Origin of the sequence: Paeniglutamicibacter kerguelensis, assembly GCF_017876535.1 — a bacterium.
GTDB lineage: Bacteria > Actinomycetota > Actinomycetes > Actinomycetales > Micrococcaceae > Paeniglutamicibacter > Paeniglutamicibacter kerguelensis.
This window is the reverse complement of the sequence record NZ_JAGIOF010000001.1, coordinates 1,093,209-1,114,873: the sequence shown is the minus strand read 5'-3', so window position 1 is coordinate 1,114,873 and position 21,665 is coordinate 1,093,209. Positions and strand designations below refer to the sequence as shown.

Below are 21,665 nucleotides of genomic sequence, written 5' to 3'. Positions count from 1 at the left end.
TCTTCGTGGCGGGAGGCAAGCCGTTCCGTTGGAGGGGATCAGCATCGCCGGCTCCCTGACTCTTCATGATTGCACGAGGTTTCCCCCGGGATCCACCCATGGCCGGCCGACTTCCGCGGTGCCGGTCGGTTCCGGACTTGCGGCGCCGTTACCCGGGTACGGCGCTTCCCCGGTGGAAGACCAGCCGCGCCCCGTCCGCGCCAAGGCGCCGGATCGAAGATCGCAGCGACCGTTTTCGGCAAGTTCCAGCGCATAGGTCAGCAGGAAGAGGCCGTCGGCCAACGCCTCGACGTGCTTGGCGTTCATCGGCCACGGCGTTGCCGGCGGTCGGCCGGGTTCGGAACACAGCTGCGCGATGATTTCCTCGCGATCCCACAGGCGACCGGATTGGCCGATCTCCCGGAAGTTGGGGGCCAGCAGGCGCGCGAGCAGCACCGGGTCCCTGCGCACCTGCAGATCCAGCAGCCTGGCCTCTGCGGCGGCCACCCGGTCAAAGGCAACCTACGCGTCCGGTGCCGTCAAAGCGAGCGCAGCAGGTGTTGGTAGAAGGCCACGCCCTTGCCCAGTTCCATGATCGCGACGGATTCGTTGGTCCCGTGGATGGAGCCGCGCTGGGCCTTGTCCATACCCAGCGGAGCAAAGCGGTAGACATGTTCGCTGATGGCGGCGAAGAACCGCGCGTCGGTGGCTGCCATCATGATGTACGGAACGGCCAGCGCCTCCGGGTGCGAGCGGCCCATGCACGCCTCCAGGAACGCGAACTGTTCGCAGTCGACGGGCGAGATCGGCGATGGCTCGGTCGCCGAAAGGATCGTGTGCCTGATCTTCCGATCCGCGACCCGCCTGCGCACCCCCGCGATGGCCGACGCCACCGACTCGGTGACGGAGATGCGGATGTTCAGGATGACGGCCGCGCGGCGTGCCAGCACGTTGGTGCCGTCGCTGCCCTGCAGTTCGGTGGCGGCAACGGTGGTGCGGACCATGGCCGCGGGTTCGGCGCCGACCCGGGCGAGCACCTCTCCGGCGAGGCGCCCGGGTCGGGCGACAAGCTTCAGGGCCGCGCGCACCGGGCGCGGCGCGGTGGAGCCCAGGCGCTTGAACATTTCCTCGGTGACGGGGTGGACGTTGGCGGGAAACGGCTTGCGTTGCAGGCGGGTGATGGCGCGGGCAATGCGCTGCACCGCACCGAATGCGGGCGGGGCCGAGGCATGCCCGCCGGCGTCCTCGGCCTCCAGCAGCAGGTCGAGGATGCCCTTTTCGCTCACGCCGATCACGCCCACCGGCGCGTTGACGCCGGGGAAGGCCTGGTGCGCCACGGCGCCGCCCTCGTCGAGCACCAGCCAGGGTCGCACGCCGCGCGCGGTGAGGAAATCCACTGCATGTTTGGCGGTTTCCCCCGCGGTTTCCTCGCAGTCGCCGAAGAAGAAGTACACATCCGTGGCCGGGACGAAGCCCGTTGCAGCCAGGGAATCGGCGGCCTCCAGGATGCACGCCAGGTCGCCCTTGTCATCAAGGGCGCCGCGGCCGTGGACGCGCCCGTCGGCGATGGTCCCGGCAAACGGCGGGTGCTCCCAGTCCCCCGCACTCTCCACCGGCACCACGTCCTGGTGCGCCATCAGCACCACGGGCCTGGCATCAGATGCTCCCCTCCAGTGCCAGAGCTGCCCGGTGATCCCGACGGTGTGTTGTTCGACGGCACCCGCGATGTGCGGATAGAGCTCCCGCATCAGTTCGACGTGCCGGGTGAACTCCTCCCGGTCCTCTGCGTCGCGGTCCGGGCGGGACACCGTTCGGCAGCCGATCAGCAGGGCGAGCTTTGCCGCGGTGGCCGCCGAGCTGTCGGAAAGCATTGCTGCATCATGTGAGGTGGATGACATGTTTTCCAGTGTATGCGGGGACCGGCCTCAGAAGTCCACGCCACCGCGGAGCAGCGCGTAGCCGTTGCGGGTGCGTTCGGCCACCCGGCGGGCCAGCTCGTCTCCCGCGACGCCGTCGCGCACCTGTCCGCGGGTGAAGGCCACCAGCGAGCGATGGACACCCAGGATCATGTGGGCCGCCGCGGCCGCGTCCTGCCCCGCGGCGGTGGTCCGGGCGATCACGTCGGCCAGCGCCACTGCGGCCCCGTCGTAGGAGGCGCGCTCCCGGTCCAGCAGCGACGGGCTGGCGGCGATCATGCGGTTGACCGCTGCCAGCCGCTCCCGTTCCCTGCGGGTCTCGGCCGAAGGCCGGCGCTCAAGCAGGAATCCCTCGACGGCGTCGACGATTCCCGATGCGGGCGGGCGGTCCTCGATGGCCGCGAGCATCCCGTCCCAGAACCTGTCCAGTTTCTGGAACACGAGGTCTTCCTTGGTGCGGAAGTAGTTGAAGACGGTTGCCTCGGACACCTCCGCCGCGCGCGCCACCTCGGCGACGGTGGTGGAATCGAATCCGAGGGACACGAACAACTCCATGGCTGCGGCGGCGATCGCTTCCCTGGTGCGTTGTTTCTTCATCTCCCGCAACCCGACCGGCGCCTGCACCCCGGCCGGGCCCGGCTCCCGCGGTTCCCCGGCAGCTACCTCGCCCATCGCCGCATCCCCTTCAAGAATTCGTCGTCTCCACGTCTTGCCCTGAACTTAGGGTAGCTCTAAATTTAGAGTTGCTCAACGAATTTTGGAAGAGGCACACCATGTCCACCATCGAGGAGTTCATCAGCGCCTGGGCCGAGGCCAAACGCACCTGCGACGCCGCGGCAACCGAGGGCCTGTTGACCGAGGACTTTGTCGGCATCGGCCCCTGGGGATTCGAACTGCCGAAGGCCGCCTGGCTAGGCAGGTTCGGGCCCGGCTGGCTGCACTACGACGAGTTGACGCTGGATGAGGTCTGGGTGCGGGAGTATCCTAACTCGGCACTCGCCAGGGCCCGCCGGAACGTGCGCGGCACGGCGCGGGGAAACCCGATGCCCACCGCCCGGGCCAGTCTCGCCGTGGTGCGGATCGACGGTGCGTGGAAGCTCGCGGGCATCCACTACAGCTTCATTGCCGGGGCACCCGGGGCGCCTTCCTTCCCAGCGTCTTCCTTCCCAGCGTCGCCATGAAACCGGCAACACCGCCGGCGTCATGCCCGCCAGCGGCGCGCTTCCGCCTGTCACGGCGCGCCTTCCTGGCACTGCTGACTGCCCACATCGTGTGCGCCGTCGGGTTGCTCGGCGATTCCGCGGGGTTCCTGGCCGTGGCCATACGCCGGATGGCCTCCCCCGACGCCGGTTTCCGCGAGGCCACTCACGAATTGCTGGCCATGTTCGCGCTCGTCTTCGGGATCCCGCTGAGCTTCCTGGCCCTGCTCACGGGCATCGCCCTGGGACTTTCGACGACGTGGGGCGTGTTCCGCTATCCGTGGGTCACCACGAAACTCGCACTCATCGCCTCCGTGATTGTTGTCGGCGCGACGTTGATCAGCCCGGTGATCCGGCCCGGCGGAGAGCCGAACGACGCGGCGCTGGTTGCCGGCGGTGCCTGGGATGTGCTGGCCCTGCTGCTGGCCACCTCGCTGGCCGTAGCCAAGCCGGGAAGGCGGCGCGGGTCCCCGAAGGCCAGTGCAGCCGGGCCGGGCAGTGCCGGGTTGGGTGGCGCCGTCCGGTCTCCCGGCGAGCACTGAGGATTCACGCCGGCATGGTGCCGGATCGATCCGGATCGATACCCGGATCGATCATGCCCCCGGCGACCCGCCCTCGGTGATCCCGAGCCGTTTCCGACGGTACCGAGCAATCCGGCCAACGGGGCGGGGATGGTGTCCAAGGGGACGGCCAACGCGAGCAGTCGCGCGTAGCGGGCCTTGTTCCCGCTGCGCCCGCCGAAGAACCTGGCCAGCTGGTGTTCCACGGGCTGCCCTCGCAGGGCGGGCTGGGACTGCAACCGGCGGAAGGATTCCAGCTCGCCCTGCTGGGCCATCACCTCTTCGACCCCCTCCACGCCCAGGGCGCGGACGAATTCGGCTTCCAGGTCCGGGTCGCAGATGAAGACCGTTTGCAGGACCGCCTCGAAGTCGCGACGTTCGGCGGCGTCGACCAACCCGATCAGCTGTTGCCCGGCCAGCGCCTCGGCCGCCCGGCGGGCACCCTTGGACCCGCCCACGGCAAGCACCCGCGGCGCCGGCAGGCCGAGCCGTTCGGCAAGCGTTTGCACGGCAATCGCGTCGCTTTGCCCCTCGACCAGCACGATGCCCATGCAGCAATGGATACCACATCCGTCCGCCGCGCCTCAAGGGTGGCGCAGGTTTGGCTGGCGCCGCTAGGGACCGGCGATCGCCTTGACGGCAGCCACCACGGCACGGGCGGCGGTGGCGATCTCCGATTCCTTCACCGAACGGGTGAAGCTCAGCCGCACCGCGGTGTGTGCTTCCTGCTCACCCCGGCCCAGGGCGAGCAGCACGTGGGAGGGCTCGGTGGACCCGGCGGCGCAGGCCGACCCGGAGGAGGCGACGACCCCGCGGCGCTCAAGTTCCAGCAGCACGGTCTCGCCCCCGGTTTCCGGGAAGGTGAAGGAGACGATGCCGGGCACGCGATCCGTCGCATGGCCGGTGAGCGTCGCGCGGGTGCGGCCCCCGGTGTTCAGGCCCTTCAGGACGGTCTGGACGATGTGGTCTCCGTAGCCGTTGGCCGCGCCTCCCGTGTTGGCCTCCGCGGCCAGGCGCAGGGCGGTGGCCGTGGAGACGGCTCCTGCGACGTTTTCGGTGCCGGAGCGGCGTTCGCGTTCCTGCCCGCCGCCGTGGATCAGCGGCTCCAAGGCCAGCTTGCCACGCACCATGAGCAGCCCGGCGCCCTTGAGGCCGCCGAGCTTGTGACCGGAGAGGCTCAGCGCATCAACGTGCCGGGCCAGCTCCGCGACATCGAGCCAGCCGGCGGCCTGCACGGCATCGGTGTGCACCAGGGCGCCGACGCCGTGTGCGGCCGCTGCGATTTCCGCGATCGGCTGGATGGTGCCGACCTCGTTGTTCACCGCCATCACGGAGACCAGCGTGGTGTCCTCGCGCAGCAGGGCGGCAAGGGCATCCGGGTCCAGGATGCCGTCCGCATCGACAGGAGCCACGTCCAGCGTGAAGCCATGGTGCTTAACCAGGTAGGCGCAGGACTCGAGGACCGAGGAATGCTCGATCGCCGAGTGGACCAAGTGCCGCCCGCGCGGGTTGGCCAGCGCCAGGCCCTTGACGGCCAGGTTGTTGGACTCGGTGCCGCCGGAGGTGAAGACCACGTCCCCGGTGCGCACGCCCAGCGTGTCCGCGGCGGTCTCGCGGGCGTAATCCAGCGCGCGGGCGGCGGTCTGGCCCATGCCATGGACGCTGGACGGGTTGCCGTAGTCGCTGGTCAGCAGCGGGATGATGACATCGAGCACCTCCTGGCGTACGGGGGTGGTGGCTGCGGCGTCGAGGTAAATCATGGTTGGTGCGCTTCAATCCTGCTGGTTTTGATCGTGCTGATTTAGGTGGTGCTGGTTTTGATGGTGATGTCCAGTCCAAGGTCCAGGGCCCGCACCGAATGGGTGAGGGCCCCGGAGGAGATCACGTCGACCCCGGTGGCGGCGATTGCCGCGACGGTGTCCAGTGTGACGTTACCCGATGCCTCCACCAACGCCGCCCCGTTGATGCGGCGCACGCCCTCGGCAAGGTCGGCCAGGGAGAAGTTGTCGAGCATGATGGTGTCCACGCCGGCGGCGAGCACCGCGTCCAGCTGGTCCAGCGAATCGATCTCCACCTCGAAGTGCACGGTGTGGCCAAGCTGGGCGCGGGCGGCCCGCAGGGCGTCGGTGAGATCGGCGCCGGTGCCGAGCAGGGCCAAGTGGTTGTCCTTTGCCATGACGGCATCGGAGAGGTTGTCGCGGTGGTTGTGCCCGCCGCCGCAGCGCACCGCGTAGCGTTCCAGGATGCGCAACCCCGGGGTAGTCTTGCGGGTGTCCACGATGCGGGCACCGGTGCCTGCCGCGGCGCGGACGTAGGCGCGGGTGGCTGTGGCGATGCCCGACATGCGCTGGAGCAGGTTCAGGCCCACGCGCTCGCCGGCCAGCAGGCCGCGGGCCGGGCCCGTCACGGTGATCAGGGTGTCCCCCGTGTTGAATTCGTCGCCGTCGGCCAACGCGGGGGTGAGTTCCAGTGCCGGGTCGGTCAGCTTCATGGCGGCGATGAAGGTGTCCAGGCCGGCGCAGGTGCCGGGTTCGCGGGCGATGACCGACGCCGTCGCCTGGGCGTCGGCGGGGATGAGCACGTTGCCGGTGAGGTCGCCGCGCGGGTTGTCCTCGGCGAGCGCCGCGAGCACGATCTGGTTGATGGCGCGGGTAGGGACGGGCAGCGGCATGACTGTGGTGGGCGTGGCCGGGGTTGGTATGGCCGGGGCGGAGATGGTGTTCTGCAAGGTCAGGATCCGATGTTCGAGGAGACGAGTTGGGAGGTGGCGGCGTTCGCGTTGGAGGCGTTTGCCTGCCGGAAGCCGTGGCGTGGCAGGGTGCCGTTGGCGGGTTCGGGCTGCCATGGCGCATCGAGCCGGAAGTGCGCGCCGATCGAGTTTTCCCGGGCCCGCGCCGCCGTGGCCATGACGCGGGCCAGCGTGAGCAGGTTGCGCAGCTCGTGGGCCGCGCGGTCGTCTCCCTCTATGTACCAGAGGGAGAGTTGGCGGAGCGCGTGTTCGAGGTCAGCGCCGGTGCGTTCCACGCCGAGGTGGCCGGTGGCGAGGCGTTGCAGCGTCGGCAGGTCTACGGGGGTTGACCCCGTGGCGGCGGTCGGCGCGGCAGGTTCGGCAGTAAGCACGTGGGAGGTGATCGATCCGGTGTCCACAATTCCGTTTTCCGCGCCGGCGGCGGGCAGGTTGACGACGGCGGACCAGGCGAAGACCAGCGCCTCCAGCAGTGAGTTGGAGGCCAGCCGGTTGGCGCCGTGCACACCGGTGCAGGCAGTCTCCCCCGCCGCGTAGAGGCCCGGCAGCGTGGTGCGCCCGAGTCGGTCGGTGAATACACCGCCCATCCAGTAGTGGGCGGCCTCGGTGACGGGCACCGGAGCGGCCGCCAGGTCGTGGCCGAGCTTGGCGAGTGCCGCGGTGATGGAGGGAAAGCGCCAGGCCAGGAAGCCGGGCCCGCGCGCCGCATCGACCCCGGTGGCGTCCAGGTAGGCCTGTCCCCCCGCGGCGTTGACCGCATGGATGGCGCGGGCCACCACGTCGCGGGGCGCGAGTTCGGCGTCCGTGTGGACATCGGGCATGAAGCGCCTCCCGTGTTGGTCGAGAAGCACGGCGCCCTCGCCGCGCACCGCCTCGGACACCATGAAGCCGCCGGGGCTCACGAGCGTGGGGTGGAACTGGACGAATTCGCTGTCCACCAGCAGGGCGCCGGCCCGGTAGGCAAGCGCCGCACCGTCGCCGGTGGCACCGTGCGGGTTGGTGGTTGCGGCGAAGAGGTTGCCGATGCCTCCGGTGGCGAGCAGCACCGCGTCGGCGGTCAGCTCCTCGGTGGTGCCGTCCGCATTGAGCACGCGCACGCCGGTGATACGTTCGGGGTCGGCGGCATCTCCCGCCAGCAGCTCGGTGGCAAAGGCCCGTTCGCGGATGCGCAGTGCGCCAGCGGCCTCCTGCCTCAGGCAGGCATCGATCAACGCACTGGCCAGGGCCTTGCCCGTGGCGTCTCCGCCCGCGTGCAGGATGCGCGCATGGGCGTGCGCGGCCTCCAACCCCAGGGCGTACCCGCCATCGGCATCGGAATCAAAGACGGCACCGGCCTCGACGAGCCGTTCAACGTGGCCCCACGCCGCCGAGCACATGGCGCCCACGGCGGCCGCGTCGTTCAGCCGGGCGCCGGCGGTGAGCGTGTCCGCGACGTGGCTTGCGACCGAATCCCCGCGGGAAACGCCCGAAGGTCCCACGGCGGTCAGGCCGCCCTGGGCGAACCAGGAGTTCGAGTTCTCCAGGTTGTCCTTGGTCAGCAGCGTGACCTCCAGGCCGCGGGTCGCCGCCGTCAGCGCCGCGTAGAGCCCGGCAACACCCGAGCCGACCACCAGCAGGCTGGTGGCCCGCAGCGGTGCAGCACTCAACGGTGCAGCACTCAACGGCGCGGCAGTCATGGCCGCGCCGCCAGCATCCGGTCCAGCGCCACGCGTGCGTCGGCCGCGACCTCCGGGGCCACGACGATCTGGTTGAGCACCTCGCCGCGCACCAGCGCCTCGAGCACCCAGGCCAGGTAGCCCGGGTGGATGCGGTACATGGTCGAGCACGGGCAAATCACCGGGTCCAGGCAGAAGATGTGGTGCTGCGGGTACTCGGCGGCCAGCCGGTTGACCATGTTCACCTCGGTGCCGATGGCAAAGGTGGAGCCGGCCGGGGCCGCGGCGACGGCCTTGCGGATGTAGTCGGTGGAACCGGCCGCGTCGGCGGCGTCAACGACCTCCATCGGGCATTCGGGATGCACGATCACCTGCACGCCGGGGAAGTCGATGCGCGCCTTGTCGATCTGCTTGGTGTTGAAGCGGCGGTGCACCGAGCAGAAGCCGTGCCACAGGATGACCCGGGAGTCGAGCAGGGTCTGCGCATCGTTGCCGCCGAGCGGCTTGTTCGGGTTCCACATGGGCATCTGCTCCAGCGGCACGCCCATGGCCTTGGCGGTGTTGCGGCCCAGGTGCTGGTCGGGGAAGAACAGCACCCGCTGGCCGCGCTCGAATGCCCATTCCAGCACCGTGGTGGCGTTGGAGGAGGTGCAGACGATGCCGCCGTGCTTGCCGACGAACGCCTTGAGCGCGGCGGAGCAGTTCATGTAGGTCACCGGGATGACCGGGGCCAACCCCTCGGGGGTCTTTTCATTCCCGTAGAGGTCCATCAGCTGTTCCCAGCATTCCTCCACGGAGGACTCGTCGGCCATGTCGGCCATCGAGCAGCCGGCGGCAAGGTTGGGAAGGATGACCTTCTGGCGGTCGGCGGAGAGGATGTCGGCGGTCTCGGCCATGAAGTGCACGCCGCAGAAGACGATGTACTCGGCCTCCTCGCGGGTCAGTGCCGCGTTGGCCAGCTGGAAGGAGTCGCCCACGAAGTCGGCGAACTTCACCACCTCGTCGCGCTGGTAGAAGTGGCCCAGGATGACCAGGCGCTCGCCGAGGGTTTCCTTGGCGGCGAGGATGCGTGCGGTCAGTTCCTCGTCGGAGGCCTCGCGGTACTCGGCCGGGATGTCGCCCTGCTTCGGGGTGGAGGCCGGGGTGGCGTCAGCCTCCGAGGCACCGGGGCCGTAGGACGGCGCGCCCTTGTCGAACGCCCAGGGGCCCTTGGCCAGGTCCGTGTTGCAGGTGGATTCCGGGGAGATCAGCGTGAGGCGCTGAATGGTGGAGTTGATGCTGCTCATGAGATGTTCTCGCTCTCAAGTGGGTGGGAAGTTGAGCCGGTGTAGCGATAGAGGCGTGGGGGGCGGTGTTTGCCGCCGGAGAGGAACTCGTCGGTTTCCTCGAGGTCGGTCGCCGCGCGGAGCTGGCGGCGGAAGTTGGCGGGGTCCAAGGACTTGTTCAGCACCGCTTCGTAGACCTCGCGCACCTGGGCGAGGGTGAAGCGCTCGCCCAGCAGGCGGTGGGCGATCGACCCGTATTCGACCTTGTTGCGCAGCCGCCAGAGCGCGTACTCGATGATCTGCCGGTGGTCGAAGGCCAGGTTGGCCAGGACGGACTCGTCGTCGGCGCGGAACCAGGCGACGTTCGGGTCATCGAGCAGCACCGAGGTTGCGGGGGTGTCGGTGTGCGGGGCGTCGTCCTCGCGCACCAGCGCCCAGTAGACGATGGAGACGACGCGGCGGGTCGGCGAGCGGTCCAGGTCCCCGAAGGCGTAGAGCTGTTCGAGGTAGCGCGGGATGAGCCCGGTGGTGTCGAGCAGGTTCGCCGCTGCCGCGTCGACCAGCGAATCGCGGGGACCGAGCGGGCCGCCGGGTAGCGCCCACTGGCCGCGAAAGGGTTCGCGGGTGCGGCGCACCAGCGGAAGCCAGAGGCTTTTGCGCCCCGAGCGTTCGTCGTCGCGCAGCGCGAAGATGACAGTCGAGACTGCCAGCATCGGCGGTTGATCGCGGCGCTCGGCCACGTTTGCGAATGGAATCTGACTCATCACCTTAGTTAATGTCATATTGACCAAAACTAAGGATACGACCACGAAGGCGGGTGCACAAGCCGTATTACGGAGGACGCCTCCGCCGTCGCCTCCGGAGGCCTGGAGCACCTGAAACAAGCGGCATTTCCGGAGCTCCGGCGTGGCCGCCTCGTGGCACGGGGCCACTTTCGAGCGCCCTTTCAAAGCGGCGTTGACTTGTGCACTTCCGGGATGTCTGTCGGCCCGGTGTCATGTCCACGGGCGGATTCCTCGGTTAGCATGGGTCAACGCCCCGCAAAACGACGCTCCGACCGCCGACCCGTGAAAAGTGGATGCCTACGATGACCGCACCCATCACCGAACAGCTCTACGCCTACGGCCGCAGTTCCGTGCTGCATTCCCTGGACGGCCACCCATCCCTGCGCATGGCCACCAGCGGCGGATTGGATGCAAACCTCGTTCCGTCCGCAAATCCATACTTCTACTCGGGATTCCCCCGCGAGCCGATGAGCGTGGCCGCGGGATTCCGGGTCGTGGCCAAGGTAGCACGGAGCAGGTACTACGTGCCGCCCGGAATGCTCACGGCCCTCCTGCGCGCGGCCGACCCTGTGGTCACCTCGTCACCCCACGGGTTGCGTTTCGAGTCCTTCAGCGCCTGCTGCGGGGTCCATGCGCGTCTCGACGTGGCAGCCGGCGCCCTCGACACCGAATTCCAGGCCAGCGGGGTGACAAACGTCGACGTCAATCCCCCGCTGCGGCAGGCTCTTGCTGGCCTCCGGCCCGGGGAACCGTTGCACCTGGCGGTGGGGGACGATGGATTGCGCGTCCGCACACTGGACGCCGAGGCCGTCGAGGAAAAGGTCGAGCTGCCCCGTCGCTGGTTGAAGGGGTTCTGCGAGGTCCAGGCGTCGACGTCGGCCGTGGCCCTTCGCCACGAACTCGGAGCGGAGGATGCACGGCGGTTCATCCGTTCGCTGCCGCGCACCAGCCCCACAGGATCGGTGGTCTGGGCGACCCGCGCCGTGCGCTCGCTGCGCCTGGCCTCAAGGCCAAGCCCCGGGGCCGTGTGCCTGGCAGGCCCCGAACGCCTGCGCACGCTGGAACCCCTGATGCAGTTTGCCACCGGGCTTCGCATTTACGGCCCGGAATCGGATTCCGGCTCCTTGCCAAGTGCCGGCACGTGGGTACTGGACCTGCCGGGGGCCCGGCTCACCCTGACCCTCAGCCCCGGAAAATCCCGTGGGTTCTCCGGCGAGGGTGGCGTGCTCCACCAGGTTTCCGGGGAGGCCGCACGGAACAATGCGGACATCCTCGCCGCGGCGCTGGCCTTTGAACCCCGCATCGACGTTCACCGGCTGGGGCTGGAGACCGGGCTCGGGATTGCCCGGGTGTCCGACGCGCTGGCCGTCCTGGCAACATCGGGCCAGATCGGGTTCGATGTCGCGGAGCCGGGCTACTTCCACCGGCCGTTGCCCTTCGAGACGGGCAACCTATTGGGCGCCCATCCCCGTCTGGCCGGTGCGCAGAAGTTGCTTTCGCTCGGCGCCGTCGCCCCGCTTGATCCGGCGTCGTCCGTGGCTGCCTCATTTACTGTCCATTCCGGCGGGAACGAGTACGTGGTGCGGCTGCGGGACGGGCACGCCGACAGTTGCAGTTGCCCCTGGTTTGCCAAGCACAGGGGCGGACGCGGCCCGTGCAAGCACGTCATGGCCGCTCGGATGCACCGGCGGGACTCCGACCCGGCCACCCTCGGCCACGGACGGGAAACACCTTGAGCAACGGGATCTACGACCACTGGGACTTCAACAGGGACCTCGCCGCACTGGTCGGGCGCGAGTCGACAACGCTTGAAACGTTGAACGAACAGATGCTCAAGGTCGATGACCCCGAGGCTCGGATGACCAAGGCCGACCAGCGGACCGTTGCGGAGCTAGCCGGACGGTGGACCCAGGGCCCGTCCTTCGTTCCCCTGCGGCTGGCGGAGCTTTTCCACGGGGCAAGGCTTGAACACAACGACAACTACGTGTTGGCCGCGGTTGGGCACCTAGGCGGCCGCTCGGACACCACCGGGATCCGCACGTTCATGCTCACCCACGACCACTACCTGCGCGAGAACGTGTTCTGGCGCTTCTTCGAGGTCGAGGGCGGCGGGGAGATTTCCCTGGCCAACATCGACAAATTCAGCAGCGAGGACGGCTCGTGGAAGGCCATCGTCGTCGACCTCGTGGACGACGGAGTGCTTGACCGGGACCGGACCATGCGCAGCTGCCTCGAGGCCCTGAATCGGGACTTCTCCAGCTACCGCGCCGGCTGGTTTTCCAGGCTGTACGACGCACTGAAGCCAAACGCCGCCGAGGCCGGACTCAACCAAGACCAGCTGCTCCGGCTCATGGCCTCGGCGAACACGGCCACGGTTGCCCTGGCGGTGCGCCAATTGGCGGTCCTGCATCAAGCGGGAATGCTGGATTCCGACCGGTTCGTCCGCCAGTGCTCCCCCGCGGTCGCCGGCAGCAAGGCGTCCGCGCTGAAGGTCCTTGGCATCCTGGGCTCGCTGGCATCCACAAAACCGTGGATGGCCGGCGGGGCGGGTTTTGCCGAAGCGGCGCTCTTCGATGCCGCGGCCACGGGCCTGGCGCATCCGCACCGGGACGTGCAGCACGCGGCGGCGACCCTGCTGGTCAAGCACCAACGGACGGCACTGCTGGAGGCGGGCATGGACTCGCTCTCCCCCGCCATGGCCGCCCAGTTCATGCCCCGGGCCGCTGCAGCCACCCAGCCACAGGATCCCATGGCCGCCGTGGGCCCGGCTCCGGCGCCGCCGCGCCCCGAGCCGGTGAGCATCTGGACCGACGACGAGGCGCTTGAACGCTTCGCCGCCCTGCTGGAGAACCCGAACGATGCCATCGAATTCGAGCTGGCCCTGGCCTGGCTTGCCGCCCACGAGGCCTCGGCGGTTCTGCAACCGCTGGCCCGCCGCGCCGCCAAGCTCAACGACCCCGAGGGCCCGAACGAAAACATCATGGTGGACCTGGCGCTGGCCGCAACGGATCCGGGGCATGTCTTCCGCCCGGGAAACCGGAGGAAGCAGCGCTTCTGGGCATCCGAGGGCACGCCTAACGACTGGCCGGAGGACCGTTCGGTCGTCCCGGTGTTCCACAAGCGCGTGCGCGAGGTCGTCGAAATCCTGCAAAACCGTGGGGAACGGCGCACCCTCCTGGCAACGCCCACCGAATCGTGCGGGTGGGTCGATCCGGCCGTGTTGGTCCGCAGGTTCCTGGACGCGGACGCCGCGGGCCTGGCATGCCTGCATTTCGACGCGATCACCGCACTGCTTCGGGTGGGACCGGACGGCCGCGCCGGGGCGCTGGCGACTCTGCAATCCTCCGGCGTCGGGTCGGCGAATGCCGCGGCTCGCAACGCGCTGGCGTACGCACTCGGCGGTCCGGCCCAGGAAATCGAAAATGCGCCGTGGTGGGTTGCCGCGGCGCGGGCCCGTGCACCGCGCCAAGGTGACGAGCACCTACGCGCGGCCGGATTGATGATGCCGGGCCAGGCCGACCCCGCCACGCTTTCAATCAGGTGGGAAGGAACCCGGGACTCCTACGAGCAGCGCGGCAAGACGCACCACTACACCTGGTGGACCATCAACATGGTTGCCGGACCGAGGGGCAAGTCCCCGGCCGATTTCCCGACGGTGATCCCGTCGCGTACCGACGCGTCCGGTGAAGGATCGCCGTTGGACTACCTCCAAATCGCGCTGGCGGTGCCGGCCAGCACGCTGCCATTTGCCGCGGCGTCGATGTTGCGGATGAAGCAGGCACTTGACTCGACCAGTCCCTCCGGGGAGGACCAGATTCTCGCCGCCCTCGAGAACCATCCCGGCATCTGGCATGAGGCAACCGCGGAGCTCCTCGCGCTCGCGCTTGCATCACAACGAACCGACATCCGCATCAGGGCCGCGGAACTGTTCGCGGCCGCCGTGCCGGATCGCCTGGCGGCACGGGAATTCGCCATCGGCATGGCGAATTGCGCCGCGGCCTGCACGCTCTCGCGCTGGGCCGGCTCGCTGGCCGACGCTGCCAGTATCTCCGGGCGGGCGGCCGGGGCCGTCACCGAGGTCTTGGGCCGCCTGTTGCCGGCATTGGAACACGGGCACCATGGCATCGGCAAGCTCATGTCGGTGTTGCTTGATGAGAGCGTCCGTCTCGCGAAAACTCCCCAAGACCTGGCGCTGCGTGAATGGCTGACCGGGTTCACCGGGTCCTCGGCCGCGGCGCGGACCGCCCGGCAGCTGCTGGCCTTGTAGGTCTGCATCCCGAAGCGGGCCGAGCGCGTGGCGCGGCGTTTTCGCGGACGGTGCCCCCGTCGCCTCGCAGCGCCCGTGTGATCTGCGGAACTCGCAAATCCATGTCCGATCTGACAGGATTTGCCCATGGGATCCACACATGAGCACCTCGTCGAAGGCACTGCAAACGCATTGAGCCTGACCACCTATGTATCCGAGAACGCCGCCGGGCTCCGTCCCGTGGTGCTGCTGCACGGCTTCGCGTCCTCCAGCGACCTGAACTGGGTGAAATCCGGCTGGATCCGCTCGCTCACCGAGGCCGGCCGCAGGGTCCTGGCCGTCGACCTGCCCGGGCACGGGACGTCCCCGGCACCGGAGGACCTGGACGCCTACACGCCCAGCCGGATGCGCGCGGACCTGTTGCAGCTGCTGATGGACAACGGCGCCCTGGCGCTCAAGGACGGCGACCCGCACAGCGGCGTGGATCTGGTCGGCTATTCGCTCGGCGCCCGCCTGGCCTGGGAATTCGGAGGCACCCAGCCGCAGCTGGTGAACCGGCTGGTGCTGGGTGGCCCGGCCAGCATCGACCCGCTGGCGGCTTTCGACCTGGACGCGGCCCAGCAGTTCCTGGCCGACGGCAGCTCCATTGCCGACGAGGCTACAGCCGACCTGCTGCGCATGGCGCAGACCGTGCCGTCCAACGACATGTTCTCGCTTATGAGCATGATCCAGGCGATCAAGACCGAGCCGTTCGCCCCGGAACAGATGGTTCCGACCATGCCGACCCTGTTGGTTGCCGGCGACGGCGATTCGCTGGCCACCACCATGCCGCGGCTGACCGAGTTGCTCGGCACCCGCCAGACGCCGAAGTCCGTGCTCTGGCTGCAGGGCCGCGACCACGCCAACGCGGTGACTAGCCGCGAGTTCAAGAACGCCGCGGTGGAGTTCCTCGCCCAATAGCCTCGTTGGTTCACCACTAGCTTCAGGCATCACCCTGAATTCAGTGGATCAGGCGGCCCGCCCGGAATGGGTTGTCGCGGCCTCTCGTGTACCCTCAACCCACATGAGGCTGCCCACCACCTTTTTGGCAGCCCCGTGGTCGTGCTTCTTGAGCAACGTTTGGGGTTGCCGTCCAGTCGGTCCACAGGTGACGGGCCGCGACACCGCTGGCGCGCCACACCTGCACTCGGTGCTTCTGCGCGCCCTGTAACAACCCATTCGGCACACAAGGCTCAGCCTAGGATCATTCCCTCTCCGGTTCCGGAGGACTTGGGGTCCGGAAGCCGCTTCATGCGGAACGCGGTAAGCAGGCCGAAAATACCGGCGAGCATCGGAATGAGGAGCGAGATCTGAAGGGCGATGGGCCGCGCGCTGGTGTTGATGCGGATGATCTCGTCCTGGTATTCCTGCGGCTGACTTTCAAGCAGTGCATCGAGTTGCGCGTTGCTCATTATCTGGGCGTCGTCTTCCAAAACCCGTGCGACCTGCTGCTGCTCATCGGGCGGCAGCACGGTGCTCGACGTCGCCATGCTGGTAAAGATTATCGACAGCGCCGCCAGCATGATGCCGCCGGCAAACGCGAGTCCGAACGAAAGACCAAACGACCCTGCGGCCGAGTTCACGCTTGCGGCCTCACTGACCCGCTCGTCCGAGATCGGAGACAAGGTGTAGTTGTTCAGCTGGGATACCAACAGTCCCAGTCCGCCTCCCGAGATGACCAGCGGCAGCAGGAGCCACCAGCCCGAATCCGCGCGCGGCACGATCGGCACGAGCACCCCCAGGCCCACCACCAGTAGCAGGAAGCCCCATCCGATGAGACTGGCCGGACGCCGCGACCCGCTCCTCTTACCGGCGAGCATGGCAACCGCGAACATCGTTAGCGAGAGCGGGGCGATCGACAACCCCGATAGCATGGCGTTGTATCCGAGCACCATCTGGAGGTAGATGGGTAGCACGATCATGGTGCCACCGAGGGCAATCTGCTGGAGCATCTGCCCCGTGGCACCAAGACGGAAGGCTTTCGACTGGAACAGATCCGGGTCCAGCAATGTCGGCTTGTCGCGCCGCTTGCGCTTAACGAGCCAGTAGACCAGGCTTCCCAGCCCGAAGGCCCCCACGGCCAGGAGCGCGCCCACGGCTTCGCCGCCCTCCTGCCAGACCAGGATGCCGAGCACGATGCCACCCATGCCTACGACCGACAGCAGCGACCCGACGACGTCCAGCGTCCTGGGCCCCAGGAAGGGGACGTCGTGAACGAGCTTGATGCCGCAGAGCACGACTGCGATGATGAGGACCTCGAGCAGGAAGGCGACGCGCCAGGACAGGAACGTGGTGATGAACCCGCCGAGCAGCGGCCCGACGGCCGCGGCGATGGCAGCCGAGGCCCCGACCAGGGCGTAGACCCGCTTCTGGGCCTCTCCCTCGAAGTTGCCGTGGATGAGGGACTGCATGGCGGGAAGCAGCAGCGAGGCACCCAGCCCGCCGATCACCGCCCAGAATATGATGATCGGGAGCAGGCTCTGGGCCAGCGTCATCGCCAGCGCACCGAGCGCGTAGCAGCACAGACCGATCACGTAGGCAAGCTTGCGCCCGATCAAGTCCCCGACCTTGCCCCCGATCAAAATGAAGGCCGCGGACACCAGCGCTTCGAGAGCAATAGTCGCTTGGAGACCGCTGACGGTTACCCCGATATCGTGCACCACGGCGGAGATTGAAACGTTCATGATCGACGTGTCGACGACGAGCACGAACATCGCCATCGCCAGCAACAGCGCCAGCAATCGGTTGAACGGCTCAGTTTCCGTATTTCCACTGTTTGGCGAACTCATCGAGAGCCGTCGTTCCGGCTCGCCTCGCCCAGATTCATCTTGCAGCCGAACATGTCGCCTCCCCTTGGAGTCGCCCCGGCAGGTTCACCGGCGAGCTGACCTGATCAAGCAATTACAGCCACAGCCTCCCAGCTCGCGAATGGCCTGAACAGGGACCAAAGTCCCGTGTAGGAGGCAGCGCCACTGCGGCCCGGACTTCGGTTTTCAACGTTCAGTGGTTCCGGAACGAATTTCGTGAATCGAGGATCCGTGTCCGGGATCCGGTAGCTGAGACTGGACGTGGAAAAGTGGCAGGGTTCCGTCACAGGCCACCCAAGACGACGGAGCGAGTGTGGAAACGACATCAAGTATCCCGTTGCTTGCATGCCGGGACCCGCGATTTCACCGAGACACCCGGCCGCGACGACGGAAGATTCTTGCGTTGCTGCGGCGGGGCCGGTCCTGCCGTTTGGCCCGTTCGCGCACATATCCGCCGGATGCGGAACTGGTTCCCAAGCGTTTCCCGCCCTTGGAATCCATCCGCAATGATACGCAGGTGCGGTGGATTCGCGTGGGGATCTGGATCAGGTGATTGAGGTGGTTGGCGGCGTAGCGCTGAAGCACACTTCGAGTGTTGACAAATCCGGAGACCGCCGTCACACTGGATCATATACGATTTCATACATCACAGGAGGAAACGTGAGCAGCGACGCCACAGCCACCGATCTGGTCCAGGTCGACCAGTCAGTCTTCGATGCAGCCGGCAAGGTGCTTGCAGTCCATCTCTCGTACTCCTCGCGTGCAGCCCAGCGCGGCCGCACCCCGGCCTTCCCTTCCTACTTCATGAAGGCCTCCTCCTCGCTGGCCGCCGCTGGCTCCACCGTGGAACGCCCGGCCGGAACCGAGCTGCTGGCCTTCGAGGGCGAGATCGCCCTGGTCATCGGCACCGACGCCCGCCGCGTGTCCGTGGAGGACGCCTGGAGCCACGTCGGCTCCGTCACCGCCTCCAACGACCTGGGCGTGTATGACATGAAGTACGCCGACAAGGGCTCGAACATCCGCTCCAAGTCCGGTGACGGCTACACCCCGATGGGCCCGGTACTGCTCCCCGCGGCCTCGGTGAACCCGGCGGCCCTGCGCATCCGCACCTGGGTCAACGGCGAGATCGCCCAGGACGCCACGACCGCCGAACTCATCTTCTCCTTCGCGCAGATCGTCGCCGACCTGTCCCAGCAGATGACGCTGAAGGCCGGCGACGTGATCCTCACCGGCACCCCGGCCGGCTCCTCCGTGATCGTCCCGGGCGATACCGTCGAGGTCGAGGTTGACGACGAGGCCGCGGGCCTGTCGACCGGCCGCCTTGCCACCACCGTCGTCGAGGGCTCCGCCACCTTCGCGGACTTCGGCAACCAACCCAAGATCACCGACGCGGACCGGATCGACGCCTTCGGCACGGCCTCCGCGGCCGGCATCGAGCTGCCGATCACCGGCAAGGAGGCGCTGACCAACGAGGTCAAGGCCAAGCTGCTTTCCGTCGCCACCGCCACCATCTCCGGCGCGCTGCGCAAGCGCGGGCTGAACAACGTCTCGGTCGACGGCCTGCAGGCCACCAAAGGCATGACAAAGGTCATCGGCACCGCCCGCACGCTGCGCTACGTGCCCAACCGCGAGGACCTCTTCAAGTCCCACGGCGGCGGCTACAACGCCCAGAAGCGCGTCATCGACTCCGTGGGTCCGGGCGAGATCCTGGTCATGGAGGCCCGCGGCGAAAAGGGCTCCGGCACCCTGGGCGACATCCTGGCGATGCGCACCCAGGTCCGCGGCGCCGAGGCCATCATCACCGACGGCGGCGTGCGCGACCTGGATGCAGTGGCGGCCCTGGACATCCCGACCTTCCACAACGGCGCGCACCCCGCGGTGCTCGGCCGCAAGCACGTGCCGTGGGACACCGACGTGACCATCGGTTGCGGCGGCGCCACCATCCAGCCCGGCGACATCGTGATCGCCGACGCCGACGGCATCCTGGTCATCCCGCCGCACCTGGCAGCAGAGATCGCCGACGAGGTCGTCGAATCCGAACGCCAGGACACCTTCGTGTTCAAGAACGTGTCCAACGGCGCCGAGATCAAGGGGCTGTTCCCGATGAACGCCGACTGGAAGGCCAAGTACAACCAGTGGGTCGCCGACGGCGAACCGGATTTCTAGGCCGGCCATGAACGCGAGCAAATCAGAGGTCGCCTACCAGCTGCTGCACACCCGCATCACCGACGGCACCTTCACCCCCGGGTACCGGCTGGTGCTCGGCACCATCGCCAACGAACTCGGCTGCTCGGTGGTGCCGGTGCGCGAGGCCATCCGCCGCCTCGAGGCCGAGGGGCTGGTGACCTTCGAACGCAATGTGGGGGCCACCGTCGCCGCGGCCGACAACGCGCTCTACCTGCACACCATGCAGACCCTGGCAATCATCGAGGGCGCCGCCACCGCGCTGAGCGCCCCCTTCGTGGATGCCGACCAGCTGGCGGCGGCGCGGGCCATCAACCAGGCGATGACCGATCTGCTCACCGACTTCGACCCGCCGCGCTTCACCGAGCTGAACAACGAGTTCCACCAGGTGCTCTACCGCAACTGCCCCAATCCGCACATCCTGGACCTGGTACACCGCGGCTGGAACCGGCTGGCGGTCATGCGCTCATCGTCCTTCACCCACATCCCGGGGCGCGCCAGGGAATCGGTCAGGGAGCACGCACAGCTGCTCGACATGATCGAGGCCCATGCCCCGGCCGGCGAGATCGAACAGGCGGCGCGGGCGCACCGCACCAACACCCTGAACGCGTACCTGGCGGCGGCCAACTTGCCGGCCTCCCCGCTCTAACGCAGGACAACGGGCGCCAAGCACCCAGCACTTAGCACTTAGCACTTAGCACGACGACCTTCCTCACAACTTGTCACACCAAAGGAGACACCACATGAGCAAGCACTTCGTTCCGGAGAACCTGCCAACCCACCTGCAGCACTACATCGGCGGCCAGTTCGTCGATTCCATCGGCGGGGAAACCTTTGAGGTCCTCGACCCGGTAACCAACCAGACCTACGCCACCGCCGCCGCGGGCCAGAAGGCCGACATCGACGCCGCCGTCAATGCGGCCACCGAGGCCTTCAAGAACGGCCCGTGGCCCACCATGAGCGCGCGCGCCCGCGCCAAGGTGCTGTACAAGATCGCCGACGCCGTCGTCGCCCAGGAAGACCGCCTGGCGGAGATGGAAACCTTCGACACCGGCCTGCCGATCACCCAGGCCCGCGGCCAGGCGCAGCGCGCGGCGGAGAACTTCCGCTTCTTCGCGGACCTGATCGTCGCCCAGCACGACACCGCCCTGAAGGTCCCGGGTTCCCAGCTGAACTACGTGAACCGCAAGCCGATCGGCGTCGCCGGCCTGATCACCCCGTGGAACACCCCGTTCATGCTCGAGTCCTGGAAACTGGCACCCTCGATCGCCTCGGGCTGCACCGTGGTGCTGAAGCCGGCCGAGTTCACCCCGCTGTCCGCATCGCTGTGGGCCACCATCTTCAAGGAAGCCGGGCTTCCGGACGGTGTGTTCAACCTGGTCAACGGCATCGGCGAGGAAGCCGGCGACGCGCTGGTCAAGCACCCCAAGGTCCCGCTGATCTCCTTCACCGGCGAATCCTCCACCGGCCAGCTGATCTTCCGCAACTGCGCGGAGAACCTCAAGGGCATGAGCATGGAGCTGGGCGGCAAGTCCCCGGCCATCGTGTTCGCCGACGCCGACTTCGACGCCGCGATCGATTCCACCCTCTTCGGCGTGTTCTCGCTGAACGGCGAGCGCTGCACCGCCGGCTCGCGCATCCTGGTCGAGCGCCCGATCTACGAAAAGTTCGTCGAGACCTACGCGGCCCGCGCGAAGAACATCAAGGTCGGCGACCCGCACGACCCGACCACCCAGGTCGGCGCGCTGGTCCACCCGGAGCACTACAACAAGGTCATGGGCTACGTGGAGATCGGCAAGACCGAGGGCCGCGTCGTGGCCGGCGGCGGCCGCCCGGAGAACCTGCCCGAGGGCCAGGAAAACGGCTCCTACGTCGCGCCGACCGTCTTCGCCGACGTCGCACCGGATGCCCGCATCTTCCAGGAGGAGATCTTCGGACCCGTCGTCGCGATCACCCCGTTCGACACCGACGCCGAGGCGCTCGAGCTGGCCAACAACACCAAGTACGGCCTGGCAGCCTACGTGTGGACCAACGACCTGAAGCGCGCGCACAACTTCGCCCAGGACGTCGAGGCCGGCATGGTCTGGCTCAACAGCCACAACGTGCGCGACCTGCGCTCCCCCTTCGGCGGCGTGAAGGCCTCGGGCCTGGGCCATGAGGGCGGCTACCGCTCGATCGACTTCTACACCGACCAGCAGGCGGTGCACATCACCCTCGGTGAGGTCCACACCCCCAAGTTCGGCGCCTAGCCTTTCCCCCTCCCCCACTTCAAGAGTTTTTCCGC

Annotated in this window: 17 protein-coding genes; 7 read left to right on the top strand and 10 right to left on the bottom strand. The window is 68.0% G+C overall.

Annotated features, from left to right (window positions below):
* Positions 1–63: 63 nt before the first annotated feature.
* Genes JOF47_RS05000 through JOF47_RS04990 form a run of 3 tightly spaced genes read right to left on the bottom strand, consistent with a single transcriptional unit; the run spans position 64 to position 2,567 of the window.
* Complete coding sequence (locus JOF47_RS05000) at positions 64–486, bottom strand: DUF4440 domain-containing protein (protein ID WP_209996349.1); 423 nt, start codon at positions 484–486, stop codon at positions 64–66.
* A gap of 32 nt (positions 487–518) precedes the next feature.
* Positions 519–1,877: a M20/M25/M40 family metallo-hydrolase gene (locus JOF47_RS04995; RefSeq protein WP_209996347.1), complete on the bottom strand. Its 1,359-nt coding sequence runs from the start codon at positions 1,875–1,877 to the stop codon at positions 519–521.
* A gap of 27 nt (positions 1,878–1,904) precedes the next feature.
* The gene (locus JOF47_RS04990) at positions 1,905–2,567 is read right to left on the bottom strand and encodes a TetR/AcrR family transcriptional regulator (RefSeq protein WP_209996345.1); all 663 of its coding nucleotides are present in this window, start codon (positions 2,565–2,567) and stop codon (positions 1,905–1,907) included.
* Positions 2,568–2,668: 101 nt separating this feature from the next.
* On the opposite strand from JOF47_RS04990, the gene JOF47_RS04985 reads away from it, so the two are divergent.
* Positions 2,669–3,076: a nuclear transport factor 2 family protein gene (locus tag JOF47_RS04985; protein WP_209996343.1), complete on the top strand. Its 408-nt coding sequence runs from the start codon at positions 2,669–2,671 to the stop codon at positions 3,074–3,076.
* Positions 3,077–3,368: 292 nt separating this feature from the next.
* On the opposite strand, the gene JOF47_RS04980 is transcribed toward JOF47_RS04985, so the two are convergent.
* From JOF47_RS04980 to JOF47_RS04955, 6 genes are all read right to left on the bottom strand, one after another.
* Positions 3,369–4,205, bottom strand: a complete 837-nt coding sequence (locus JOF47_RS04980) for a toprim domain-containing protein (RefSeq protein ID WP_209996341.1) — start codon at positions 4,203–4,205, stop codon at positions 3,369–3,371.
* A 63-nt stretch (positions 4,206–4,268) separates the two neighbouring features.
* The gene (locus tag JOF47_RS04975) at positions 4,269–5,414 is read right to left on the bottom strand and encodes a cysteine desulfurase family protein (protein ID WP_209996339.1); all 1,146 of its coding nucleotides are present in this window, start codon (positions 5,412–5,414) and stop codon (positions 4,269–4,271) included.
* 41 nt (positions 5,415–5,455) lie between these two features.
* Positions 5,456–6,325 carry a carboxylating nicotinate-nucleotide diphosphorylase gene (gene nadC / locus JOF47_RS04970; protein ID WP_210001411.1) on the bottom strand — a complete coding sequence of 290 codons (870 nt, stop codon included), beginning with the start codon at positions 6,323–6,325 and terminating at the stop codon, positions 5,456–5,458.
* 59 nt (positions 6,326–6,384) lie between these two features.
* Positions 6,385–8,076 carry an L-aspartate oxidase gene (gene nadB, locus JOF47_RS04965; protein ID WP_209996337.1) on the bottom strand — a complete coding sequence of 564 codons (1,692 nt, stop codon included), beginning with the start codon at positions 8,074–8,076 and terminating at the stop codon, positions 6,385–6,387.
* Complete coding sequence (nadA, locus tag JOF47_RS04960; RefSeq protein WP_209996335.1) at positions 8,073–9,341, bottom strand: quinolinate synthase NadA; 1,269 nt, start codon at positions 9,339–9,341, stop codon at positions 8,073–8,075. Before nadA ends, nadB begins: the two co-directional genes overlap by 4 nt.
* Positions 9,338–10,084 carry an NUDIX hydrolase gene (locus JOF47_RS04955; protein WP_209996333.1) on the bottom strand — a complete coding sequence of 249 codons (747 nt, stop codon included), beginning with the start codon at positions 10,082–10,084 and terminating at the stop codon, positions 9,338–9,340. Before JOF47_RS04955 ends, nadA begins: the two co-directional genes overlap by 4 nt.
* 323 nt (positions 10,085–10,407) lie before the next feature.
* Between JOF47_RS04955 and JOF47_RS04950 the strand changes: the two genes are divergently transcribed.
* The 3 genes from JOF47_RS04950 to JOF47_RS04940 all read left to right on the top strand — a co-directional run bounded on the left by JOF47_RS04950 (position 10,408) and on the right by JOF47_RS04940 (position 15,311).
* Positions 10,408–11,841, top strand: a complete 1,434-nt coding sequence (locus JOF47_RS04950) for an SWIM zinc finger family protein (protein WP_209996331.1) — start codon at positions 10,408–10,410, stop codon at positions 11,839–11,841.
* Positions 11,838–14,372 carry a DUF6493 family protein gene (locus tag JOF47_RS04945; protein ID WP_209996330.1) on the top strand — a complete coding sequence of 845 codons (2,535 nt, stop codon included), beginning with the start codon at positions 11,838–11,840 and terminating at the stop codon, positions 14,370–14,372. Before JOF47_RS04950 ends, JOF47_RS04945 begins: the two co-directional genes overlap by 4 nt.
* Positions 14,373–14,498: 126 nt before the next feature.
* A complete protein-coding gene (locus JOF47_RS04940) occupies positions 14,499–15,311 on the top strand; it encodes an alpha/beta fold hydrolase (RefSeq protein ID WP_209996329.1) in 813 nt (270 codons plus the stop codon).
* A gap of 272 nt (positions 15,312–15,583) precedes the next feature.
* Here JOF47_RS04940 and JOF47_RS04935 read toward each other — a convergent pair whose 3' ends face one another.
* Positions 15,584–17,179: an MFS transporter gene (locus JOF47_RS04935; RefSeq protein WP_209996328.1), complete on the bottom strand. Its 1,596-nt coding sequence runs from the start codon at positions 17,177–17,179 to the stop codon at positions 15,584–15,586.
* 678 nt (positions 17,180–17,857) lie between these two features.
* On the opposite strand from JOF47_RS04935, the gene JOF47_RS04930 reads away from it, so the two are divergent.
* The 3 genes from JOF47_RS04930 (at position 17,858) to hpaE (ending at position 21,630) form a co-directional block, all read left to right on the top strand.
* Complete coding sequence (locus JOF47_RS04930) at positions 17,858–19,363, top strand: fumarylacetoacetate hydrolase family protein (protein ID WP_209996327.1); 1,506 nt, start codon at positions 17,858–17,860, stop codon at positions 19,361–19,363.
* Positions 19,364–19,370: 7 nt separating this feature from the next.
* Positions 19,371–20,030 carry a GntR family transcriptional regulator gene (locus tag JOF47_RS04925; RefSeq protein ID WP_209996326.1) on the top strand — a complete coding sequence of 220 codons (660 nt, stop codon included), beginning with the start codon at positions 19,371–19,373 and terminating at the stop codon, positions 20,028–20,030.
* A gap of 94 nt (positions 20,031–20,124) precedes the next feature.
* A complete protein-coding gene (gene hpaE / locus JOF47_RS04920; RefSeq protein ID WP_209996325.1) occupies positions 20,125–21,630 on the top strand; it encodes a 5-carboxymethyl-2-hydroxymuconate semialdehyde dehydrogenase in 1,506 nt (501 codons plus the stop codon).
* The last annotated feature ends 35 nt before the right edge of the window (positions 21,631–21,665 follow it).